The following is a 20635-nucleotide window of genomic DNA, read 5'->3' on the forward strand; positions in this document are numbered from 1 at the left end:
AACCGTGTTTGAAAACAAGAATTGCGCCGTCGAGACGGTCACGCCCATGCTGGACAAAGATGGTCAGTGGCGGGTGTCGGGATATTTTATCAAATAAAATTCCCCCAAAAGTACTCGTCGTCACAGCGAAGGTGTCTCATGAAAATGGATCGTTTTTTAGTCACCTTGTTTCTTCTTGTAATTCCTCTTTTTGCTTTAGCCGATTCTAAGACTAGCGTTGTGAATGATTCACCATCTTTCGGATGGGCAACCTTAGGAGCGGGATATAGTAAAAGTAAAGATATGCTCGGTTGTGGCGGATGTGTTAGTGCTTCGTATTTATCTAAACAGAGATTGTTATCAGTGCGTTTCTTAGAAACAGATAAGATCGGTATGGAACCGGAGATAATAACGGGTACGCGACTGGAACATTTCTCAGAGTTGAGCGGATTATATGGCATTTATACCCGACCACCATTTCTATTCTTTTCAGCATCATCGGGTCTTGGCTTAGTGAGACTGAAAGAGCGAAGTCAATCCGGAATGAAGACCTCCACTCTGGTTGGGATTCCACTGGAAGTCCAAATGTTCGTCACTCCGTTGCCAGCAATAGGAATTGGTATTGATATTTTAGGTAACATTAACAGAAAGTCATCTAATTATGCCGTTTTCATTTGTATCCAATTTGGTGTACTCCGAAAAAGTGAAATTGCGGTTGAATATAAATGAGCGGTGACGATGTGAGAATCCGCGAGGCAACCGTATCCGATATGGAGACGATCATCCGTCACCGCGGACTGGCGAAGTCGATTATGAACGCAATGATCCGCTGGTGCCGGGAGCAGGGATTCGGATGCGTGTCGCTTCATGCCAGCGATGCCGGACGCCATCTGTACGAAAGCATGGGCTTCAAACCCACGAACGAGATGCGGCTGGGGATTGATAAATGATGGGGAAATGAGAAATATCAAGGCGAACAGAATAAAAGTACGGGTGAAAAGGGAAAAATGAGCGGGATAAACATATATTTGGCACTCGAGAATGGAGGAATGAACCGTATGAGTTGGTTGAGTGAGAATAAAGAATGGATTTTTTCTGGGGTTGGTGTAGCAATTGCTGGAGGTATAATTACATATCTCATTGAGCATTTAAAGAAGCACAAAGCCGAACCACGGGTAAACGTAACCCTTTCGATGCCCCAGCCGCCAACCAAAGATACTACTTTAAAACCAAACTCGATCCTTCAAATGACAGTGCAACAGATTCTTGATGATATCAATTCTCGTCCCCCTTTCCAAAGAGATGAAGCAAAGAAACACTACATCGGAACTCGAGTACGTTTCTCTGGTATTTTCTCCTCTTTAATTAAAAAAGATAAAAACTATGTAAGAGTTACATTGAGGCCCTTAAAAGGTTTCGATCCAAGTGTGAATTTTATCATCAACGTAGATGACTATCCTGAGTTTAAAGTGATTCGTGAGAACACACCTCTTACGGTTGAAGGAATGATATCCGGTTTCGTACTCTGGGAGGTCCAGTTAGATGTCATATCGTTAAGTTCAGGGTCAGCATAATAACCCCAACCACTGGCTGAAGCCCGGTTTTCCAGGCTTATCACGTTATCCACGAGACAAATCTCGTGGCAATAGAGTCGTAAAACCTGTTTTCAGCGAAGCCAAACGGGTTTTGACTAATCAGTCTAAACCGGTATAGTTACCGATAAATCGGAACCGGAAACCGGTTGGACTGATCTCAAAGTGAAGCATCCTGCCTGTACAACAATGCGCTTGATTGGGAGACATAAAATCAGTAAAATCCTCCTGTGATATATATGAAAATGCTTGTAGTACAAATGAGATAATCAGGAAGCCGCATTTGAAGACAACCCACAAAATCATAACCGGCGACAGCAGACAGATGAACCTTTTACCCGACCGCTCGGTTCATTTGGTCATCACATCGCCGCCGTACTGGCAATTGAAGGATTACGGCACGGACGATCAGATCGGCTATCACGAAACCTATGAGAGTTATATCAACAACCTGAATCTCGTCTGGAAAGAATGCCACAGAGTCTTACAACCCGGATGCAGGCTTTGTATCAATATCGGCGATCAGTTCGCCCGCTCGGTCTATTACGGACGCTATAAGGTCATCCCGATCCGCACCGAGATCATCAAATTCTGCGAGACCATCGGTTTCGATTACATGGGCGCTGTCATCTGGCAGAAGGTCACGACAACCAACACGACCGGCGGCGCAACGATCATGGGCAGTTTTCCTTATCCGCGCAATGGGATTCTGAAACTTGACTACGAGTTTATCCTGCTGTTCAAGAAACAGGGAATTTCACCCAAACCGACGCAATTACAGAAAGATCGATCCGCGATGACAAAGGAAGAATGGAACACCTATTTTTCCGGTCACTGGTATTTTTCGGGCGCAAAACAAGAGGGACATATTGCGATGTTCCCGGAAGAGTTGCCCGCCCGATTGATCAAGATGTTCGCCTTTGCCGGCGATACGGTGCTGGATCCGTTTCTCGGTAGCGGGACGACATCACTCGCCGCCCGAAATTTGAACAGGAATTCCATCGGTTATGAAATCAATCCCGACTATCTGCCGGTCATTAAAGCCAAACTGAATGCGAACCAGACCGACCTATCCGAGACTGAATACCATTTTCTGAAAGATCAGGTTAATACCGATTTGGTAAAAGAGATCGACAATCTGCCTTACATCTTCAAAGACCCACATCGGCTCGATAAGAAGATCGATCCTAAAAAACTGCAATTCGGTTCGCGGATCGACGAAAACAGCGGCGAGCGTGAGGAATACTATTCGGTCAAATCCATCATCAGCCCGGAAATGATCAAACTGAACAATGACCTGACGGTTCGCCTGATCGGCGTCAAAGAACGGAAACCCGTCAACGGGCAAGCGATTCAATTCCTGACTGAGAAGATCAAGGGGCAGAAAGTATTCATGAAATTCGACGACCGGAAATACGACGAGCACGATACTCTGCTCTGTTATCTCTACCTGAAGAACAAGACTTTCCTCAATGCTCATATCATCAAGGAAGGATTGGCGGATGTCGATCTTTCTTATGACTTCAAATATAAGGACAAATTCATGAATCTGAATGAGGCTACGAATGGCGCCCGATAAACGGTATTCGATGGAATTCGGCAAGAAGGAAAAAGTCCTGAATTACGCCTGTCAAACGTATCAATTATCCAGACCAAACAAAGTCGGCGCAGTCATGGCGCTCATCCGTGAGTGTCAACCAAAGACCATTCAGGAATGGGAAGAATGGTATTTCGTAAATGCCCGTACTCTATCAAAAACGCCGACAAAAATCACTCCGGAAAGTCTGCGGGAACTTGGCGAAAGGCTCTATGAGAAAATTACAGAAGTCGTCATTCCCGAATGGCAAGCGGCATTTAGTCAACTGACGCTTCAGGACTGTATCGATTATGTCCATAATCTGACTATCAATCGAACATTCGACGGTTTTCTGCGAGAGAAATCAGTTGTCAATGACGGCTTAGCCAAAATCTTTCCGGACATCGAGTTTGAAGAGTCAGCTCCGGAACTCGATCATGCCGGAGACATCGACTATGTCGCAAAAGTTGGTGACAGAGCATTTGGCATTCAAATCAAACCCGTGACTGCCAGATCGAACTTCGGCAATTACAATCCTTCCGAAAGAATGAAAGCCGGATTCGCAGAATTCGAAGACGTTTATGGCGGCAAGGTATTCATCGTTTTCAGTTTGGATGGATATATTTCCAATCAGGAAGTGATCGAACAAATCCGGCAAGAGATCAAACGACTGAAAAACGAATAGTTCTTCTGCAGTCCGTCATTTAGGGCTGAAGCCCGGTTGTCCGGGCTTATCGTTATCCACGAGTTAAATCTCATGGCAATAGAGTCAAAAGCGTCAACGCGGTTGACGCACTCCATAAACCATCTTCTAACAATTTCCCCAATTAACCCAATCAACCGAATCCGACCCAATCAACGTCCACTCACAAACAAAAGAGCCGGTCTTTCTCCGGCCCTCTGTAATTTCGTTTGGTGTGCGTTCGGTTATTTGATCGCCATCCGGTAGCGGCTGGTATTGGAGACGTTCCAATCCGTGTGTTTGGTCAGGTTTTCCTTGATGAATTCCTCCACCTTTTCGATCCGGTCTTTGATGCCATCCGCCTGCCAGTTGGATTCCGGATTCCAGAAATCGCGGTCGGTATTGGCTTGAATCCGTTTCAAAATTCTGACCAACGCCATCGGATCGTAGCCCGCTTTGTATGCGTAGATGACGCCGAGTTTATCGGCTTCGTATTCATATTCCATCTGCCGTTTCTTCGTAGAGGCTTCGAACATGTTGAACGCCAGATCGTTCAGTTCGATATCGACGTCCGGCGTTTCTCCCGGGATGGATTCATCCAGTTCGTCGAATTCGCCTTCCGCCTTGCCCTGATCGACGCGTTTGCTCATTTCAGCATAGCCGTGCTGTTTGATGACGTGCGCCATCTCGTGTCCCAGTAGACAGGCGAGTTCGGCTTCGTCCTCCACCATTTTCAGTAATCCGCCGGTGACGAAAATCATTCCGTTCGGAGAGGAATACGCCGCCGAGCGTTTATCGGTTAGCAGGTAGAATCGGAATGGGAAATAGTAGAGTTCTGTGCCTTCGAGAACGACCGTTCCGACCATGTTGACGTATTTCAACTTCGCAGGATTTTTATCCAATCCGGTCGCGGCGATCTGTCCGGCGACGGCCATGCCTGTTTTTTCAAGGTTGAACGGAATGTCGTACTCGTCAACCCGGAGCACTTTTTTCTTCGTGTAGCGGTCGGCAATCTTCTCTGCATCTCGCCCCTTATAGGTTTCCTGTTTAAATCTCTGGTATTCTGAAGGCGTGAAGAACGACGTTTCATACTGATCGATAAATGCGACGTCGCCCTTATGGTATTCGAGGAACTTCTGCGCGAATCCGCGCACAGAGCCGCTGGCAGACGCGCGTGAGATCAGAATCGGCTTCTTGTTATCGAAAGGCGAAGTCTTAGCGGTCGTCGACGAACTGGTTACATCGGCTTTTAACGCGTTTTCTGAAATCCAACCATCCTGACCGTTTAGTCGAATTTTCACCCAGCCAGTTTGAGAATCAACTGTATTGATCGACATGCCTTTTTCAAGCAGTCCGATGAGCGGATTGTAACAGCCCGGTCCTTCGCGGAAATGCGTTTTGTTCCGTTCAATGAGTTTCGTTTCCGGGAGCAACATCGCGGGCAGAGCGATAATCAGCGCCAGAATGAATGACGACTTTTTCATATTGCTTTCTATCGTTAAACGTTTAATCATTTTCATCTTTCTATTTCAAATTACGAAATTGACAAGCGAATAATCAAGAAGCAAATCTGATTCAGTTGATTTACGCCACATTTTACTTCGTCGTAATGTTAAAAACGCCATGTTCATCGATCAGATCAGGATTCGTCTGAAGTTGATCGCATCGTTTAATGAAGACCTTTGCGACGGGATCGTCGGCATCCAACTCCGCCAAATGCCGATATGCGGCGGCGGCTTCGATGAATTTCCTTTGATGATATAGCGCCAGTGCCTCTTCATGCGCCGACAGGAATTTTCGGATCGTATCGTCCGCATCTTCGATTTTTAAGTAAACGGAATAGATTCCAAGCGGTTTGTCCCGACCTTTTACGCGAATGTGGTCGATTTCACGGCATAGAATCTGGTCTTTGACAAGTTCGTATGTCGTCTCGGAAATGATGTTCTGTGTGCCATAAATCTTGTTGACACCTTCGAGCCGCGCCGAGAGGTTCACGGTGTCGCCGATGGCAGTATAATCCATTCGGTTTGACGAACCGATGTTGCCGACGACGAAGTGTCCGCTATTGATACCGACGCGCGTAATGAGCGGAATCGAATAGCCTTTCGCCTCGATCTTTAGCGCGGAAAGCCGCTTGAATCCCAGCGCGGCATGACAGGTCATCAATGCGTGATCGGGCGTTTCGACCGGTGCTCCGAAAACCGCCATGATTCCGTCGCCCGTGTATTTATCGAGCATGCCGTTATTCTCGAATATGATCTGTTCGACCTTCTCGAAATATTCGTTCAGGAACTTGACAATCTCCGGTGGCGTGAACAGTTCCGAGATACCGGTAAAACCCTGCAAGTCGCTGAACAGAACCGTTGCGTGGATTTCCTTGCCGCCCATTTCAAGTTTCTCTGGATTCTCCGTCAAACTCTCGACAACCGTCGGGTGCAGGTAGCGGTTGAATACTTTTTTCACGAGCCGCTTCTCGCGCCCTTCCGTCAGATAATTAATCACGAGAACGGCGATGATCGTCAAAACGATCGCCAACTCCGACGAAACGATGGGGATGAATATTTTATTTGCCTGAAATAGCCGGACGGCGAGCGCCAGCGGTGCAAACAGGAATATCAACGAAATGACCGCCGACTGCCAGATTTTGAGCTTTTGCCAGATAAATGCCAGCATGAACAACAGAACGATACTCGCAATCATCCATAGTAGAATCGAGAATTCTCGGACATAATCGCCGCGCACAATATTGGAAAAGATTGTTGCATAGACTTCAACTCCCGGATATGGCTCGACCGGACTGTATGGTGTCGTTTTCAGATCAAGAAGTCCCGCCGCAGTCGCGCCGATAAACACGGCTTTATCGCGAAAGATTTCGGGCGAGATGTCCGGTTTTTGACCACTTTTACACTGCAAGTAGGAATTGATAACCTGCGCAAACGAAACGTAATGAAACGTATGTCCGGGACCGCCCTGTCCATACCAGTACACTTCAAAACCGCCTTTTTTACAGAGCGGAACACGCCGCTCGCCGAAGACCAGCGAACGGGTTGATTCATTGTAAGTTACTTCATCGACTCCGTCGAACAGAAGCGCGGCGGAAAGCGCCATGTACGGGTAAAATTGGTTATCATAGCGAAATATCAACGGTAGATTCCGACAGACGCCATCATCTTCGGTAAAAAAGTTCACCGCACCCGGAAATGCCATCGTTCGCTGAAATCTCATCAGCGGTAATGTGGCGCGAGGGTACAAACGAACAATCTCCGGCGGAACGTCGAAACGGATAGCGGTGTTGAATTTTTTTACTGCGGAAACGACTTTCCCTCGTGTGGAATCTTCCATCTGCGACGCGAGGATCACTTTGCCGCTCGCTTGCATCTGGAGTGCGAATGCGGAATCGGCATACTCAGCGCTGACGTTCAATCGGTCAATATCCGGCGCGGCAAAGATGATATCATAAGCAATCACGCGCGCACCGCAGGATGTCAAATATTCCGTCATGATCGCATAAATATCGCGCGGCCACGGCCAAAGAATTTGTAACTGCGTTTGAAAATAATCGAGGCTGTTCTGATCGATAGCTATGATAACTGCTTCGTCGGGTGTGACTTTCTTCTGAAAGTCCCTGTATAAAACGTCGTGCAACTGGTTTTCCCAGCGATCGACGATTCCTATCCGGACGGACAATAGCGCCAGCGCCGTACAGCAAAAGGCGATCAACAATGCGATGGGAATTTCACGCTGATTGGATTTCACAATTCAACCTCCTCGCTCTTTGAATATCGCGAGCGGTTATTTTTTCACGACTTCCCATTCCATATTCCAATCCCACTGATCGAAATATAGGTTTCCACCTTCCCATTCGACTTCTCCGCGTTGCGAATCGACCGTCTCACTGCGCGGAAAGATTTTCGCTGGGTAGAAGTTGTCGGAGATCGCATCGTTAAATATCAACCGGTAACTGTCCATGCCGCCGAGATAGAAATATTTGAGCGTTTCGTTGTCAGTTTCGCGCAAACCATAAGTGACGTCCGCGGGAACCCAGCCGTACGGCTCAATGTAAATCTCGCTCCAGTCGTGCATGCTGTCGTTTGGCGGTTGAAATTCCCAGCCTGATTGCCATTTGGCGGGAATTCCGTTCAAGCGGCACAGCGTAATGAAAAGCAGGTGCTGGATGCCGCAGTCACCATGTTTGTTTTTAAAAGCGTACATGCTCAGGTTGCGGATGGTTGAATATTCACGGGCGGAAGCCCACGGGATATTTTCATAAACCCACGCAAAAATTTTCTTCGCTTTCAAATACGGATTTGTTTCGTCACCGACAATCGTCGGCGAAATCTTGCGCAGTTCGTCGGTAAAAACGATGTGCGGAGCTAATTCTGAGACGAATGGCAGAAGTTCGGGCGTTCCGGGAGTTGGCTGAACCTTCGCCGGATCGATTGCCGCAAAAACGCCGGAAATGTTGTAAAGATATTCGACCGAAAATTTCGTCATGCTATCCTTCACCGCCGGTTTCTCAAAATATATCGTTCGCTGTTTCGTCAGTTCGTTATCCGCAACAATGTACATCGCCGGTTGCGTAGATAGCAGTTTGATATCGGTTTGACGGCTGGGAATTTCCCTTGGGAACGGAATCCAGCAACGAATTATCTTGCCGTCTGGCACAACGTTAGGATTGACGGCGAGCGTATATTTGATCTTCATCGTTACCGGTTTGACAAATCGACGATGCGAATTAACCGAAGCGCCGCTTACTTCCTGTATGTACTGATCAAGCGGGAACTCTTCGACGATAATCTTTGAAGTGTCAGCTTGCGTGGCGACGACTTTTGCCTTGATGGCTTTGGCTTCTTTGTCGATGCGGAAAATATTTGCCGCGGCGTTATTGAAGTACATTTTCTTCCCATCGATCATTTTACATTCTAGCACTCCGCTATTTTCCCATTTTTTCAGGTTGTCGCGGATTACTTCCGGAACGTAGATTTTCACATATTCCAGAATTTCGTTTTCAGTTTTAGTAAAATCAAGCCGAATTCGTCGCATACGATCCACTTCAAATAAAAGTTTCACCTTATCTTCCGCTGTGAGCGTTGTATCAGTAGCAATTTTATTCTGAATGATTATTTCAGCTTTGTGAAAATCGCCCTGGGAGATCAGCGTTTCAAAATCAGTGTTTTGGGCACATCGACCGACGAGAACAGCGATGACGGCAGTCAGCAGGAAAAACGAAAGTTGTGAAATGTTTTTCATCTTATCTACTCCTTTACTTCTCAATTTCATTTGAGGCAAAGTTATGGTCACGAAGATGTTTTTCCCAACATGATTTTTCAGGAGCGCCTCATTCGGACGCCATGCGCGGACTGAAAGAAAAATCCGTTTCGGTTGAAGCAAAAATGGCATAACTTTTGACGCTTTTGTAACCGCTTTCCGACAATTACAAGAACTTGACAACCGTTGCAGAGGAATAAATGACGCGTATCGAAAAACATCCGATCCTGGAAATTCCCAAAAATAGAAAAACAGTCAGATTCTTTTTCAACGATAAAGAAATGACCGGTTACGAAAACGAGCCCGTTGCATCCGCGCTTATCGCAAACGGCGTTCAGGAATTTTCCATCCACAAACGCGGAGATGCACCTCAAGGACTTTTCTGCGCCAATGGTCAATGTTCGCACTGTACGGTAATTATCGACGGGGTTCCGTTGAAATCATGCATTACGCCGCTCAAAGCCGGAATGAAAGTCCACACACTGATCCATCTGCCCGAACTTCCCGCAGACGATCAGCCGCTTAACTATCATTACCCGAAGGAATTGTCCTGCGATGTTTTAATTATCGGCGGGGGTCCGTCTGGACTGACAGCCGCTATCGAACTTGCGAAATTGGGTTTTTCAATCGTTCTTGCTGATGATAAAGCGCGGCTTGGCGGAAAGTTACTCCTTCAAACACACAAGTTTTTCGGTTCCATCGAGGATTGCTTCGCAGGAACGCGCGGCATCGACATCGCCGTCAAATTGGAAAATGAAGTTCAGAAGTATCCGAACATCCAAGTTTTCGCAAACACATCTGTCGTCGGAATTTATAAAGACCGTAAAGCGGGTCTGTTCGTCGATAATCGGCAATATATTATCGCGGGATTTCGGGGCTTGGTTGTTTCGCCGGGTGCGCGCGAAAAAATGCTCGTCTTTCCGGGAAACAGCCTTCCCGGAGTTTACGGCGCCGGCGCATTCCAGACATTAGTCAACCGCGACTTGATCCGTTCATCTCAACGCGTCTTTATCGTCGGAAGTGGAAATGTCGGACTCATCGCGGCTTATCATGCGCTTCAGGCGGGAATCACCGTCGTTGGTGTTTGCGACATACTTCCGAAAGTTTCCGGTTATAAAGTTCACGCAGACAAAATCCGTCGGATGGGCGTTCCAATTTACTTGGATCATACCGTCATTTCCGCCGAAGGAAACGGCAAGGTCGAGCGAGTGACAATCGCTAAAGTGAACAATGCCTTTCAACCGATTCTCGTAACCGCCAAAACATTCGAGGTCGATACGCTACTGATCGCCGTTGGGCTGACTCCGGTGGATGAATTTTATGAAATGGCAATGCAATTCGGGTTCGCTGTCGTTTCCGCAGGCGACGCTAACGAAATTGCAGAAGCGTCATCAGCGATGTTCGGCGGAAAGATCGCGGGACTTCAGATGGCGGCTCTGCTCGGCAAAGAGACGCAAATTGATCCAACATTGATGGAGAAAGCGGAAATCCTGAAGAGCAAGCCCGGAAAGATATATCCGTCGAAGCCTGTAACTCTTGGCGATAAGCTCCAGCCGATTATTCGTTGTGATGAGGAAATCCCTTGTAATCCGTGTACGTCCGTTTGTCCGGTTCATGCAATTCAGTTGAAAAAGAATTTGTGCAATATTTTGGATATTCCCGAATACACCGGCAGTTGTACAGGTTGCGGCATGTGCGTACTGATCTGCCCAGGTTTGGCAATTACGCTGGCGAGGAAGCGCGACGATCAGTTTGCCGAAGTCGTTTTGCCGCATGAATTTCTCCCAGACTTCAAGATTGGCGATAAAATTCCGGTGACTGACCAAGTCGGAAACTACCTTGAAGACGCCGAAGTCACGAATATCCGTTTCAATAAGAAGTTTAAAACCCATTTAATAACCGTTTTAACAACTCTAAAAAACGGCTCTGCCGCCGCCGGCATTCGCATCCAAGATCCTTCGGTTACCCAGCCACTGCCGACCGCCTCGTTTGCAAATTCACCTGATGACGGCATTGTCTGTCTTTGCGAGATGGTGACACAGAAAGAAGTGGTGGATTATATCTGCGAACATCATGTTCGTGACGTCAATCAACTGAAGCAGATTCGCGTTGGAATGGGCGCGTGTGGAGGAAAGAACTGTTCCGTCGTAATGCCACGCATCTTCGCCGCCGCCGGAGTCGATTGGAAAGAGGTGACTCCCGGCAAAAAACGTCCGCTGGGCGTCGAAGTTCCAATGTCGGTCATCATCAACGAGAAAGACGGTGAAAAAGATGAAAAAATTTGATGTAGTCATCATCGGCGCAGGAAGCATCGGCGTTCCATTGAGTTTCTATCTGGCAAATCGCGGAGTGAAAGTAGCCGTTATCGAAAAATTACCATCGACCGGACGTGGACAGAATCGGGCGGCTATCGGCGGCATTCGGGCGACTTTCTCCGATCCCGCCAAAATCAAAATCTGTCAGCAAACGATCGAGATCATGAAAAACATGAAAGCCGAACACGGTTTTGACGTCGATTGGATCGCAGGCGGCTACCTCTACCCCGCTTTTGATGAAAAAACCGAGATTGCCTTCAAGCAACTCATCGATTTTCAAAAACAGTTCAATTTGAATAATCGCTGGATAACGCCAGGCGAAATCGACAGATTGGTTCCCGGCATCAATCGAGAAAACCTGCGCGGCGGAAATTTCTCGGAGGAAGACGGTTCGGCTTCGCCGCTTAAAACAATAGCCGCATTTACATTACTTTCGCACCAACGCGGCACGGAATTCTTCTTCAATGAGGATGTCCATTCGATGAAAATCGAAAAACGGAAGATCATTTCCGTTGAAACATCCCGAGACGTTTATTCGGCTGGTTTGTTTATCAACGCCGCCGGAGCTGACGCCAAATCCATCGGAGCGCTGGCGCATGCCGACATCCCGATCTACACCGATTGCCATGAAGCGGGTGTTACAGAACCTGTTCAGCGTTTCTTTGAACCAATGATCGTCGATATTCGCCCCGACGGAAACTCGAGCAACTATTACTTCTACCAAAACGCCGAAGGACAGGTCGTTTTCTGCATCACGCCGGAACCGAAAATCCTCGGAACCGACATTGACAATACTTCGACATTTCTTCCGCTTGTCGTCAAACGGATGGTTCAGTTATATCCCAGACTTCGTCATCTGCGCGTACGCCGCACGTGGCGCGGACTTTATCCGACGACGCCCGACGGTTTTCCGATCGTCGGATTCACAAAGGAAGTTGAAAATTTTTTCCTCACCGTCGGCATGTGCGGTCAGGGATTCATGATCGGTCCGGGACTCGGGAAAATCGTCTCGGAAATTCTTGTTGATAAAACGAACCGGCATGACGAGATTCTGATGCAATTAACACTTTACCGGAAATTCACCGGTAGTGAAATGTTGAAATGACTTTTTAATCCAATTATTTTGGAGCACTTATGACTATCGCACTCTCGCATCGGGCAAAAGCGCTTAAACCTTCTCCGACCATGACGATCTCCGCGCTGGCGACGAAAATGAAATCCGAAGGCATCGACGTCATCAACTTTGGCGTCGGCGAGCCGGATTTCAATACGCCAGAATATATTCGTCAAGCGGCAAAGACAGCAATCGACGAAAATTTTACGCATTATACATCAGCGCCCGGCATTCCGGAACTTCGCAAAGCCATCGCCGAAAAACTCCTTTGCGAAAACCAATTGTCGTACAAACCAAACGAAATCATCGTTTCGCCCGGAGCAAAAGCCGCGATCATCAACGTCTTGATGGCAATCTGCGATCCGCGTGATGAAGTGCTAATTCCAGCGCCCTACTGGGTCAGTTACACATCACAGGTCGAAATGATCGACGCTATTCCGGTTCTCTTGCCAACGGACGAATCGACGGATTTCAAAATTACTGCGGAACAATTGGAACAGGCTGTTCGGGAACTGCCAAATCCGAAAGCTCTCATCCTAAATTCTCCAAACAATCCAACCGGAGCAGTTTATAACAAGAACGAACTGGCACAGATCGCCGCCGTTTGTCTAAAATATCGCCTGTTTATCATTTCGGACGAAATATATGAAAAACTGATTTACGACGACAATATCCATCATTCAATCGCCGCGATTTCAAGCGAAATCAAAGCACTAACAATCGTCATCAACGGCGTATCGAAAGCATTTGCCATGACCGGCTGGCGTCTCGGTTACGCCGCCGGACCGGCGGAAATCATCGCCAGCGCCGTCCGGATTCAAGAACACACGACGTCGTGCGTCAATTCGATTACGCAGAAAGCCGCACTTTGCGCATTGACCGCTAAAAATGACGAGACAGAAATGATGCGGAAGGAATTTGAGAAACGCCGGAATTTTTTGGTCGGCGAATTGAACAAGATCGAAAAAATCCATTCTCCTCTGCCGGGCGGCGCATTTTACGCATTCCCGAACGTGTCGTACTATCTGGAAAATAACAAAAAAAATATTCATAATTCCATCGAACTCTGCCAGTTTCTCCTGCAAGAATTTAAAATCGCGCTAGTTCCCGGAAATGGATTCGGCGCGGACAATTACGTCCGGTTCTCTTACGCCACCAGTATGGAAAATATTACCGAAGGCGTCCATCGCTTTTCGGATGGTTTAAGGGCAATTCTCTGAAATATTACAAAATGAAAGTAACAACAAAACAAACTGATTTTGACGTTTGGTTTTACGAAACCTTTTTAGAAGAAACTGCCGATCTGAAACGGATGTTGCCTCCACATATTCGCGCCGGATTCACCCAAAAAACTATTCAGGAATCAGGAGATAAAGTCCCACGCGCACCGATTCTGAGCGTCCGCTCACAATCCATCATTCCAATTCATTGGGCAGAGAAACTTTCCGGAATTTTATCGCGAAGTACCGGCTACGATCATCTGGAACGTTATGTCCGCGATACGGGGAAACCGATTCCGTGCGGTTACCTTCCGTTTTACTGCAACCGCGCAGTCGCCGAGCAAGCGATGCTGTTATGGATGGCGCTGTTGAGAAAACTCCCACAACAGACGTATGCATTTGGAACGTTTTACCGGAATAATCTCACGGGAAACGAGACCGCAGGGAAAACTCTGTTTGTCGTCGGCGTCGGGAATATTGGCTCGGAAATCGTAAAAATCGGCGTCGGACTCGGCATGAATGTTCTCGGCGTCGATCTAGTCGAAAAACATTCGTTTGTAAACTATACGACTTTTGAAAACGGCATCGGGAAAGCCGACATTATCGTTTGTGCGATGAATCTGACGAGCGAGAACGCCGGATATTTCAATTACAATCGACTCTTGAAAGCAAAGAAAGGCGCAATTTTTATCAACATCTCACGTGGCGAGATTTCGCCTTCCACAGACTTGTTGAAATTGATCGATGAAGATCGACTCGGCGGTGTCGGATTAGACGTTTATAATCACGAAAGCGAATTGGCGGAATCTCTGCGGACAAGACGGGAAAGTGATTTTCCTGAAGTTCGCTCCACGCTTTTACTCTCCCAAAAAGCCAACGTCATACTCACGCCGCATAACGCATTTAACACAACCGAGGCTGTCGCCCGAAAGGCAGAGCAGAGTGTTCTGCAGATCGATCATTTTCTTCAGACTGGTAATTTTCTCTGGAATGCGCCGGTTGTACAACGATAAAATTCATTGCATCTAACTTCAAATTTTCATTTTAACTAAATCGATCTACCGTTTGTCTAATACCCAGTTTTATAAAAAGCGAATCATTCGAAGACTAATGGAGCATTTTACTAAATGAAAAAAATCAATGTATTTATTTATCTCTACCTTCTGGTTTCTTTGGCATTGGCACAAGCACCGCAACGCCCAGCCGGCAACCGACCCGGTTCCTCCCAGCATCCGGCAATTGGAAAATTGACCGGTATTGTCGTCGATGACCGCACAGAAAAACAGATCGAATATGCCGCAATAACCATTCTAAATGTCCGAGATTCGAGTATCGTAACCGGTACGATTACCGACCCAAATGGCGTCTTTGTGATCGATAAGATTCCGTTCGGACAATTTATAGTTAATATCTCGTTTATCGGTTATAAAACGCGAACCATCAAAGAAATCATCATCAGTCCGAAGAAAACAGAAGTAAATCTCGGCACGATCCGCATTCAATCAACGGTTCTCGATATGAAATCCGTGACCGTCACCGGCACGACGAATCAAATCGAATACAATCTGGATAAAAAAATAGTCAAAGTCGATAACGAAGTTGCGACGATGGGGGGAACCGCACTGGATGTCATGCAAAACATTCCATCAGTTACGGTTGATCTTGATGGAAACGTCAGTCTGCGCGGTTCGTCGAATGTGACAATGCTGATCGACAACCATCCGTCTCAAATCATCAGTCTGGATCAGATTCCCGCCAGCATGATTGACCACATTGAAGTTATCACCAATCCATCCGCGCGATACGATCCGGAAGGCATGTCCGGAATTATCAACATCGTTATGAAAAAGAAACAAACGCCGGGAACAAACGGAATGGTTTTATTGAACGTGGGAACCAACGACAAATACAGCGGATCCCTGAATCTTAATCACCGCGTGAACCGGCTTAACTTGTTCTTTAATTACGACGGACGCCTCTCGCACATGAATAACTGGATGACACGGAATCGCGAATCGACTTTCGCGGATTCCGTTTCCATTCTCGATCAGTATGAGGACGCGCGGCGGAATATGCAGTTCAGTAACTTCAAAGTCGGTGGCGATTACATCCTCAATCCGTTTCAGACGTTCTCCTTTTCAATCGTGAGAAATATGCGCGGAAGGGGAGGAAACGAGACGACCGATTATGAAACACGCGATGGTTTTGATAATCTGACAAACGCCTATACGCGGTACGTCGATGAAACCGATAAAAATTCTGGCTCAGAGGTCACCCTGAACTATAAAAAGACATTCGCTCGTGAGATGCAGGAACTCACCGCCGATTTCTTTTATTCAAACCGCACCGGTGATGATAATATGGAAAGTGTTCAGGAAGATTCCGTTACCGATAAATTGCCGATCGAAACCATTGTCCCTTACCTGCAAAACACTTTCACGGATTTCAGAGGAAGAGTAGCCACATTTCAAACGGATTATACGCATCCTTTCTCGAATGGACTTCGTATTGAAACCGGTTATAAAGGGACTTACCGCTGGAACGATTCCGATTACCGGTTGGAAGATTATATTTCAGACGAATGGATCTTCGATGCCGCCGTATCGAATCACTTCATCTATTCCGAAAAAATCCATGCCATTTACGGAATTCTGGCAGGCACGCGTGGACTTCTACAGTATCAGGGTGGAATTCGTATGGAATATGCCGCTAATTCATCTGATCAGGAAACCATCCATGAGACTTCTTCGAATTCCTCGTTCGGTCTGTTTCCCAGTATACATCTGCAATACACATTGACCGAGCGGCAAGGTTTACAATTCAGCTACAGCCGACGCATCAACCGGCCGCGGAGTCGCGCACTCAATCCGTTCATCAACTATGAAGATCCGCAAAACCTCTTCGCGGGAAATCCCAATCTCAAACCGGAATATATTGACGTTGTCGAAATCGGTCACTCGTTCGATTCGCGCCCGACCTCCGTCAATACGTCGCTTTTTTATCGGCAGGTAACCGGTATGATCACCGGTATTATGAAACTGCAGGCGGACGGCACAACAATGACGACATTCGAAAACTTGAACAATGGGAAATCGATCGGACTCGAGTTGGTTGTCAATCAGCAGATTTTCAAATGGTGGCGATTCAATGCGAATTACAGTTATTTTCTCACGGAATTATCTGGGCCGGGTCTTCAATATGTGCAATCCACACGGAACGACGGATGGACGCTCAAAGCCAATTCCTTCACAAGTCTCACTAAACGAACGAATTTACAGATATCATTGTTCTACTTCTCGCCGACGATCTCCGGCGGCGATTTATCCCGGCAGGGATATGGACGTGGCGGCGGAATGACGCAAGGCAAAACAAAAGGAAATCTCTTCGCGAACATCGGCATCAAGCAAGAATTTATGGACGGTAAACTGACGGCGACACTCCGGGTCAGCGATTTGCTGAAATCGACCCAAATGGGGATGACGACCGTCGGCGAAAATTTTACATCTACGACTCAACGCCGACGTGAAGGACAAATCGTTTATCTGGCGCTATCATATAAAATCAACGAACCAGTTCGCGAGAAACAACGGAAACCCAATGAAGAGGAGCCGGAAATCGATATGGAAAATTTCTAATCCGCTTTATCGATTTCTACCAATTCTCGTCGTATTTCGTCCAGATTTCATCGCCGAGCCGCCACGCACGCTCGATGACCTTTTCTCCCCACTGAACGGTATAATTTGTCAGGTATTTCCGCGCTTCGGATGGATTTTTCTTCAATAGGCTAACGGCTTCCTGTTCGATCTTCGGTTGATCAGCCAAGAGCTGATTCTGCATCGGTTTCCAGACGGTAGTCACATCTTTACGCATGTCGCCCCAACGCTGAGCCGAAAGCGTTCCTAAACGGTTGAACGCCCACCAAGCCGACTCGCGCGAAAAACCTTTCACGCGGCCATCGACTTTATACGGTTTTGCCAGATCGGTGACCGAGCAATAAATCGGAATATAGATCGATGACGCGACGTTATCGAGCGCCAGCCAAACGACGCCGCCAACTTCATTCGGCAACCAGTCGCGCGATTGTGTGATTGTCGCATACATCGTGTACCAACGAGCGATCGGCCTCTCACCAAGTCCGCCCCAACCTCCGTTGATTTTGAAAATTGGATTCATTTCGTATGGCATAAACGGATTGGCAAATGGTGAAATCTCGGTTTTTCCTTCTTTGTTTGTCCATGTAATATTCTTGACAAAATTAAAATCCGTTCCTTCAAAAAAATCCTGAAACATCGCAACCATCTTGTGAAGATCAACCAGCGTATCGGGTTTTACCGAGAACGGATAATTCTCCGAATCAGGATGAAGTTTCAGCGACGGAGCGACCAAATCGAGCACGCGCCACTCGCGGCGACGCGCGGCGTAGGAAACGCGCCCTTCGGGATCGTAAGCGTAACAAAACTCGAACGGACCGTCTTTTGGATTCCACCAACCACTGTCTTGTGCGACTTTGTATATGTTTTCGGACGCCATAAAGTAGTCTCGGTCGTTCAGATCGATTTGGCGAATTCGGCTGGCGTTCGCATTAACGGAAACATGCCCATCCGGAACGCGGCGCGCAACCCAAATAGAGCCAACGTTTCCCTTGCCGGGTCCGACAATTTCTAAATGCCAAACCTCTTTCGTATCGGCAATGGTCAGACATTCGCCTTCATCGCTGTAACCATACTTTTTCGTTAACTCGCCCGCCAGGCGAATCGCGTCCCGCGCGGTCGTACAGCGTTCGATCATCAGTCTCACCAACTGCTGACAATCGATCAAGCCTTTTCCCGACTTTAGCGATTCACGTCCGCCGAATGTCGATTCGCCGATCGCGAGTTGATGATCGTTCATGCATGGATAAGCCGTGTTAATGAATCCGAAAGTCGATTCAACCTGCGGAATCTCAGCTTGCGGAATGTAAGTATAGGACGGCATCGCCAGAGAATCAAAATCGATGCGTTTACCCATCATCGTTGTTGATCCTTTTTTGAATTTCTGCGGCGGCATAATATCGATTGACGAACGAGTTCGGTGACTGTCGCAAGTGTGAGATGTCATCACCGAACCGTCCATTGATGCTTTATTCCCAACTGTAATCGATGTGCAACCGTCTGGACGACCATTAACCCAATCGGCGTAATCCATTCGCGTCTGTCCAAAAAGCGAACACGAAAAGTATAACACCAGCCCGGCGATTCCCATCCAGATAAAATTTTTCCCCGACTTCATTACGTCTCTCCTTACAACAATTTTCTATATTCAATTTATAATTTTCTAATTTCGATTTGCACTATCGTCTCAATCGTTTCCCCGTTCGCTTTTCAGCGGATTCGACCATCCGGTCAGAAATTTCCTGCTGACGCTGAATCAACGCGGATTCATCCAAACCGACGATTTTTCCTTGATCGACGACGATTTTCCCGTTGATAATGGAATAATCGACCGGCTGAAGTGGAATAGAAAACAGGATTGCGCCTAACGGATCATGCTGAGCGCCTGCATATTCGACGCGGTCGAGATCGATTAAGATCAGATCAGCGCATTTTCCGACGGCGATTTCGCCGATGTCATCGCGTCCAAGCGCATTGGCTCCGCCGCGTGTCGCCATCCACAGGATATCAGAGACGGTCAGCCATTTATCCTGATCCCTCAGCCGCGAAAGTAGAAGCGCATTTCGGAGTTCCATCAACATATTTGACGAATCATTCGACGCTGAACCATCCACACCGAGACTGACATTCGCTCCAGCCTGAAGCAGTTCGCTGATGCGGGCGATCCCCGAGCCTAAGCGCATATTCGATGTTGGACAATGCGAGATTCCAACACCGATTTCGCCCATTTCACGAATTTCTGCATCATTCAAGTGAATGGCATGCGCAAACCATGCATTCTTCCGAATCCAGCCAGCCTGTTTCACGTAATCAAACGGACGAACGCCGAATTGGTTGATGCAAAATGTTTTTTCATCGATTGTTTCCGCCAAATGTGTATGAATCTGAAGATTAAATTCCTCCGCCAATTCCACGGTCTTTTTCATCAATTCTTGCGTGACGGAAAATGGCGAACACGGTGCGAGCGAAATACGTATCATGGCACCAAACGATGTATCATGATATTTCTTTACCAAATGCCGAATGTCATCAACGATCGTTTGTTCATCCTGAATCACCGAATCCGGCGGGAGTCCGCCTTTGGATTTTCCCAGCGACATTGAGCCGCGTGTTGGCTGAAAACGCATCCCCATTTCTTGAGCCGCGAGAATTTCTGAATCGATCAAACCGGCTTGAGACTCCTTCGGAAAAAGATAAAGATGGTCAGAGGTTGTCGTACAGCCGGATTTAAGCAGTTCGGAAATGGCGATTTTAGCGCTGATAAATACCGCCTCGCCGGTCAACTCCCGCCAGATTTCATAATTGGTGGTTAGCCAATCGAATAATTGTGATGTTTGTGTTGAAAAGATATTCCGCGTTAATGTTTGGAAAAAATGGTGATGCGTATTCACAAAGCCGGGAAGCACGACCATTCGGCTGGCGTCGATTATCCGGTCAGCAGAACTGCTAAACGTTCCGCTCCCAAAAGATTTGACTTTACCGTTTTCGATGAAAATATGTCCGCCCCGAAAACAATTTATATCATCGGAAGCAGGTCGATTTTCGCTCATTGTCGCACAGCAGAGCGGGTTTTGAATAAGAATGGAACTTGTCATAACATATATCCTGAAGAATGTCTAAAAATGTATCAAATATCGCAGGAATGTATAAAATATTTTGTTGAAAGGAAATCTATAAAAATCACACCGCTAATCTTGTTTGATGAAAAATGTTTCTTTAAATTTCGCCGCTTCTTGGAA

16 protein-coding genes are annotated in these 20635 nt (G+C 47.1%); 11 read left to right on the forward strand and 5 right to left on the reverse strand.

Annotated elements, in window-relative coordinates:
• The 6 genes from COT43_10070 to COT43_10095 all read left to right on the forward strand — a co-directional run.
• A partial coding sequence (locus COT43_10070) for a hypothetical protein (protein PIS27504.1) occupies positions 1-97 on the forward strand: 97 nt, incomplete at its 5' end.
• Between the two features lie 41 nt (positions 98-138).
• The gene (locus tag COT43_10075) at positions 139-708 is read left to right on the forward strand and encodes a hypothetical protein (protein ID PIS27505.1); all 570 of its coding nucleotides are present in this window, start codon (positions 139-141) and stop codon (positions 706-708) included.
• Positions 705-929: a hypothetical protein gene (locus tag COT43_10080; protein PIS27506.1), complete on the forward strand. Its 225-nt coding sequence runs from the start codon at positions 705-707 to the stop codon at positions 927-929. Before COT43_10075 ends, COT43_10080 begins: the two co-directional genes overlap by 4 nt.
• Positions 930-986: 57 nt before the next feature.
• The gene (locus COT43_10085; GenBank protein ID PIS27507.1) at positions 987-1553 is read left to right on the forward strand and encodes a hypothetical protein; all 567 of its coding nucleotides are present in this window, start codon (positions 987-989) and stop codon (positions 1551-1553) included.
• A 343-nt stretch (positions 1554-1896) separates the two neighbouring features.
• The gene (locus COT43_10090) at positions 1897-3150 is read left to right on the forward strand and encodes a DNA methylase N-4 (protein ID PIS27522.1); all 1254 of its coding nucleotides are present in this window, start codon (positions 1897-1899) and stop codon (positions 3148-3150) included.
• A 10-nt stretch (positions 3151-3160) separates the two neighbouring features.
• Complete coding sequence (locus COT43_10095) at positions 3161-3832, forward strand: restriction endonuclease (GenBank protein PIS27523.1); 672 nt, start codon at positions 3161-3163, stop codon at positions 3830-3832.
• Positions 3833-4074: 242 nt separating this feature from the next.
• Here the strand turns inward: COT43_10095 and COT43_10100 are convergent, their stop codons facing one another.
• The 3 genes from COT43_10100 to COT43_10110 form a co-directional block, all read right to left on the reverse strand.
• Complete coding sequence (locus COT43_10100) at positions 4075-5349, reverse strand: hypothetical protein (GenBank protein PIS27508.1); 1275 nt, start codon at positions 5347-5349, stop codon at positions 4075-4077.
• A 76-nt stretch (positions 5350-5425) separates the two neighbouring features.
• Complete coding sequence (locus COT43_10105; protein ID PIS27509.1) at positions 5426-7585, reverse strand: hypothetical protein; 2160 nt, start codon at positions 7583-7585, stop codon at positions 5426-5428.
• Between the two features lie 36 nt (positions 7586-7621).
• On the reverse strand, positions 7622-9079 hold the full coding sequence (locus COT43_10110; GenBank protein ID PIS27524.1) for a cysteine protease: 1458 nt from the start codon (positions 9077-9079) through the stop codon (positions 7622-7624).
• Between the two features lie 218 nt (positions 9080-9297).
• Between COT43_10110 and COT43_10115 the strand changes: the two genes are divergently transcribed.
• From COT43_10115 to COT43_10135, 5 genes are all read left to right on the forward strand, one after another.
• The gene (locus COT43_10115; GenBank protein ID PIS27510.1) at positions 9298-11382 is read left to right on the forward strand and encodes a sulfurtransferase; all 2085 of its coding nucleotides are present in this window, start codon (positions 9298-9300) and stop codon (positions 11380-11382) included.
• Complete coding sequence (locus COT43_10120) at positions 11369-12517, forward strand: sulfurtransferase (GenBank protein PIS27511.1); 1149 nt, start codon at positions 11369-11371, stop codon at positions 12515-12517. Before COT43_10115 ends, COT43_10120 begins: the two co-directional genes overlap by 14 nt.
• A 29-nt stretch (positions 12518-12546) precedes the next feature.
• Positions 12547-13746, forward strand: coding sequence for an aspartate aminotransferase (locus tag COT43_10125; GenBank protein PIS27512.1), 1200 nt, complete (start codon positions 12547-12549; stop codon positions 13744-13746).
• Between the two features lie 11 nt (positions 13747-13757).
• Positions 13758-14759 (forward strand): hydroxyacid dehydrogenase, encoded by a 1002-nt coding sequence (locus COT43_10130; GenBank protein PIS27513.1) that lies wholly within the window; start codon positions 13758-13760, stop codon positions 14757-14759.
• Positions 14760-14873: 114 nt separating this feature from the next.
• Entirely contained in the window at positions 14874-17381 is a 2508-nt protein-coding gene (locus COT43_10135; protein ID PIS27514.1) for a hypothetical protein, read from the forward strand.
• A gap of 16 nt (positions 17382-17397) precedes the next feature.
• On the opposite strand, the gene COT43_10140 is transcribed toward COT43_10135, so the two are convergent.
• Together COT43_10140 and COT43_10145 are read right to left on the reverse strand one after the other, a co-directional pair.
• The gene (locus COT43_10140; protein PIS27525.1) at positions 17398-18987 is read right to left on the reverse strand and encodes a peptidase C69; all 1590 of its coding nucleotides are present in this window, start codon (positions 18985-18987) and stop codon (positions 17398-17400) included.
• A gap of 88 nt (positions 18988-19075) precedes the next feature.
• Positions 19076-20491 (reverse strand): 8-oxoguanine deaminase, encoded by a 1416-nt coding sequence (locus COT43_10145; GenBank protein PIS27515.1) that lies wholly within the window; start codon positions 20489-20491, stop codon positions 19076-19078.
• Positions 20492-20635: the final 144 nt, after the last annotated feature.

This window comes from Candidatus Marinimicrobia bacterium CG08_land_8_20_14_0_20_45_22, from assembly GCA_002774355.1.
In the GTDB taxonomy this organism is placed as follows: Bacteria; Fidelibacterota; UBA2242; order UBA2242; family UBA2242; genus 0-14-0-20-45-22.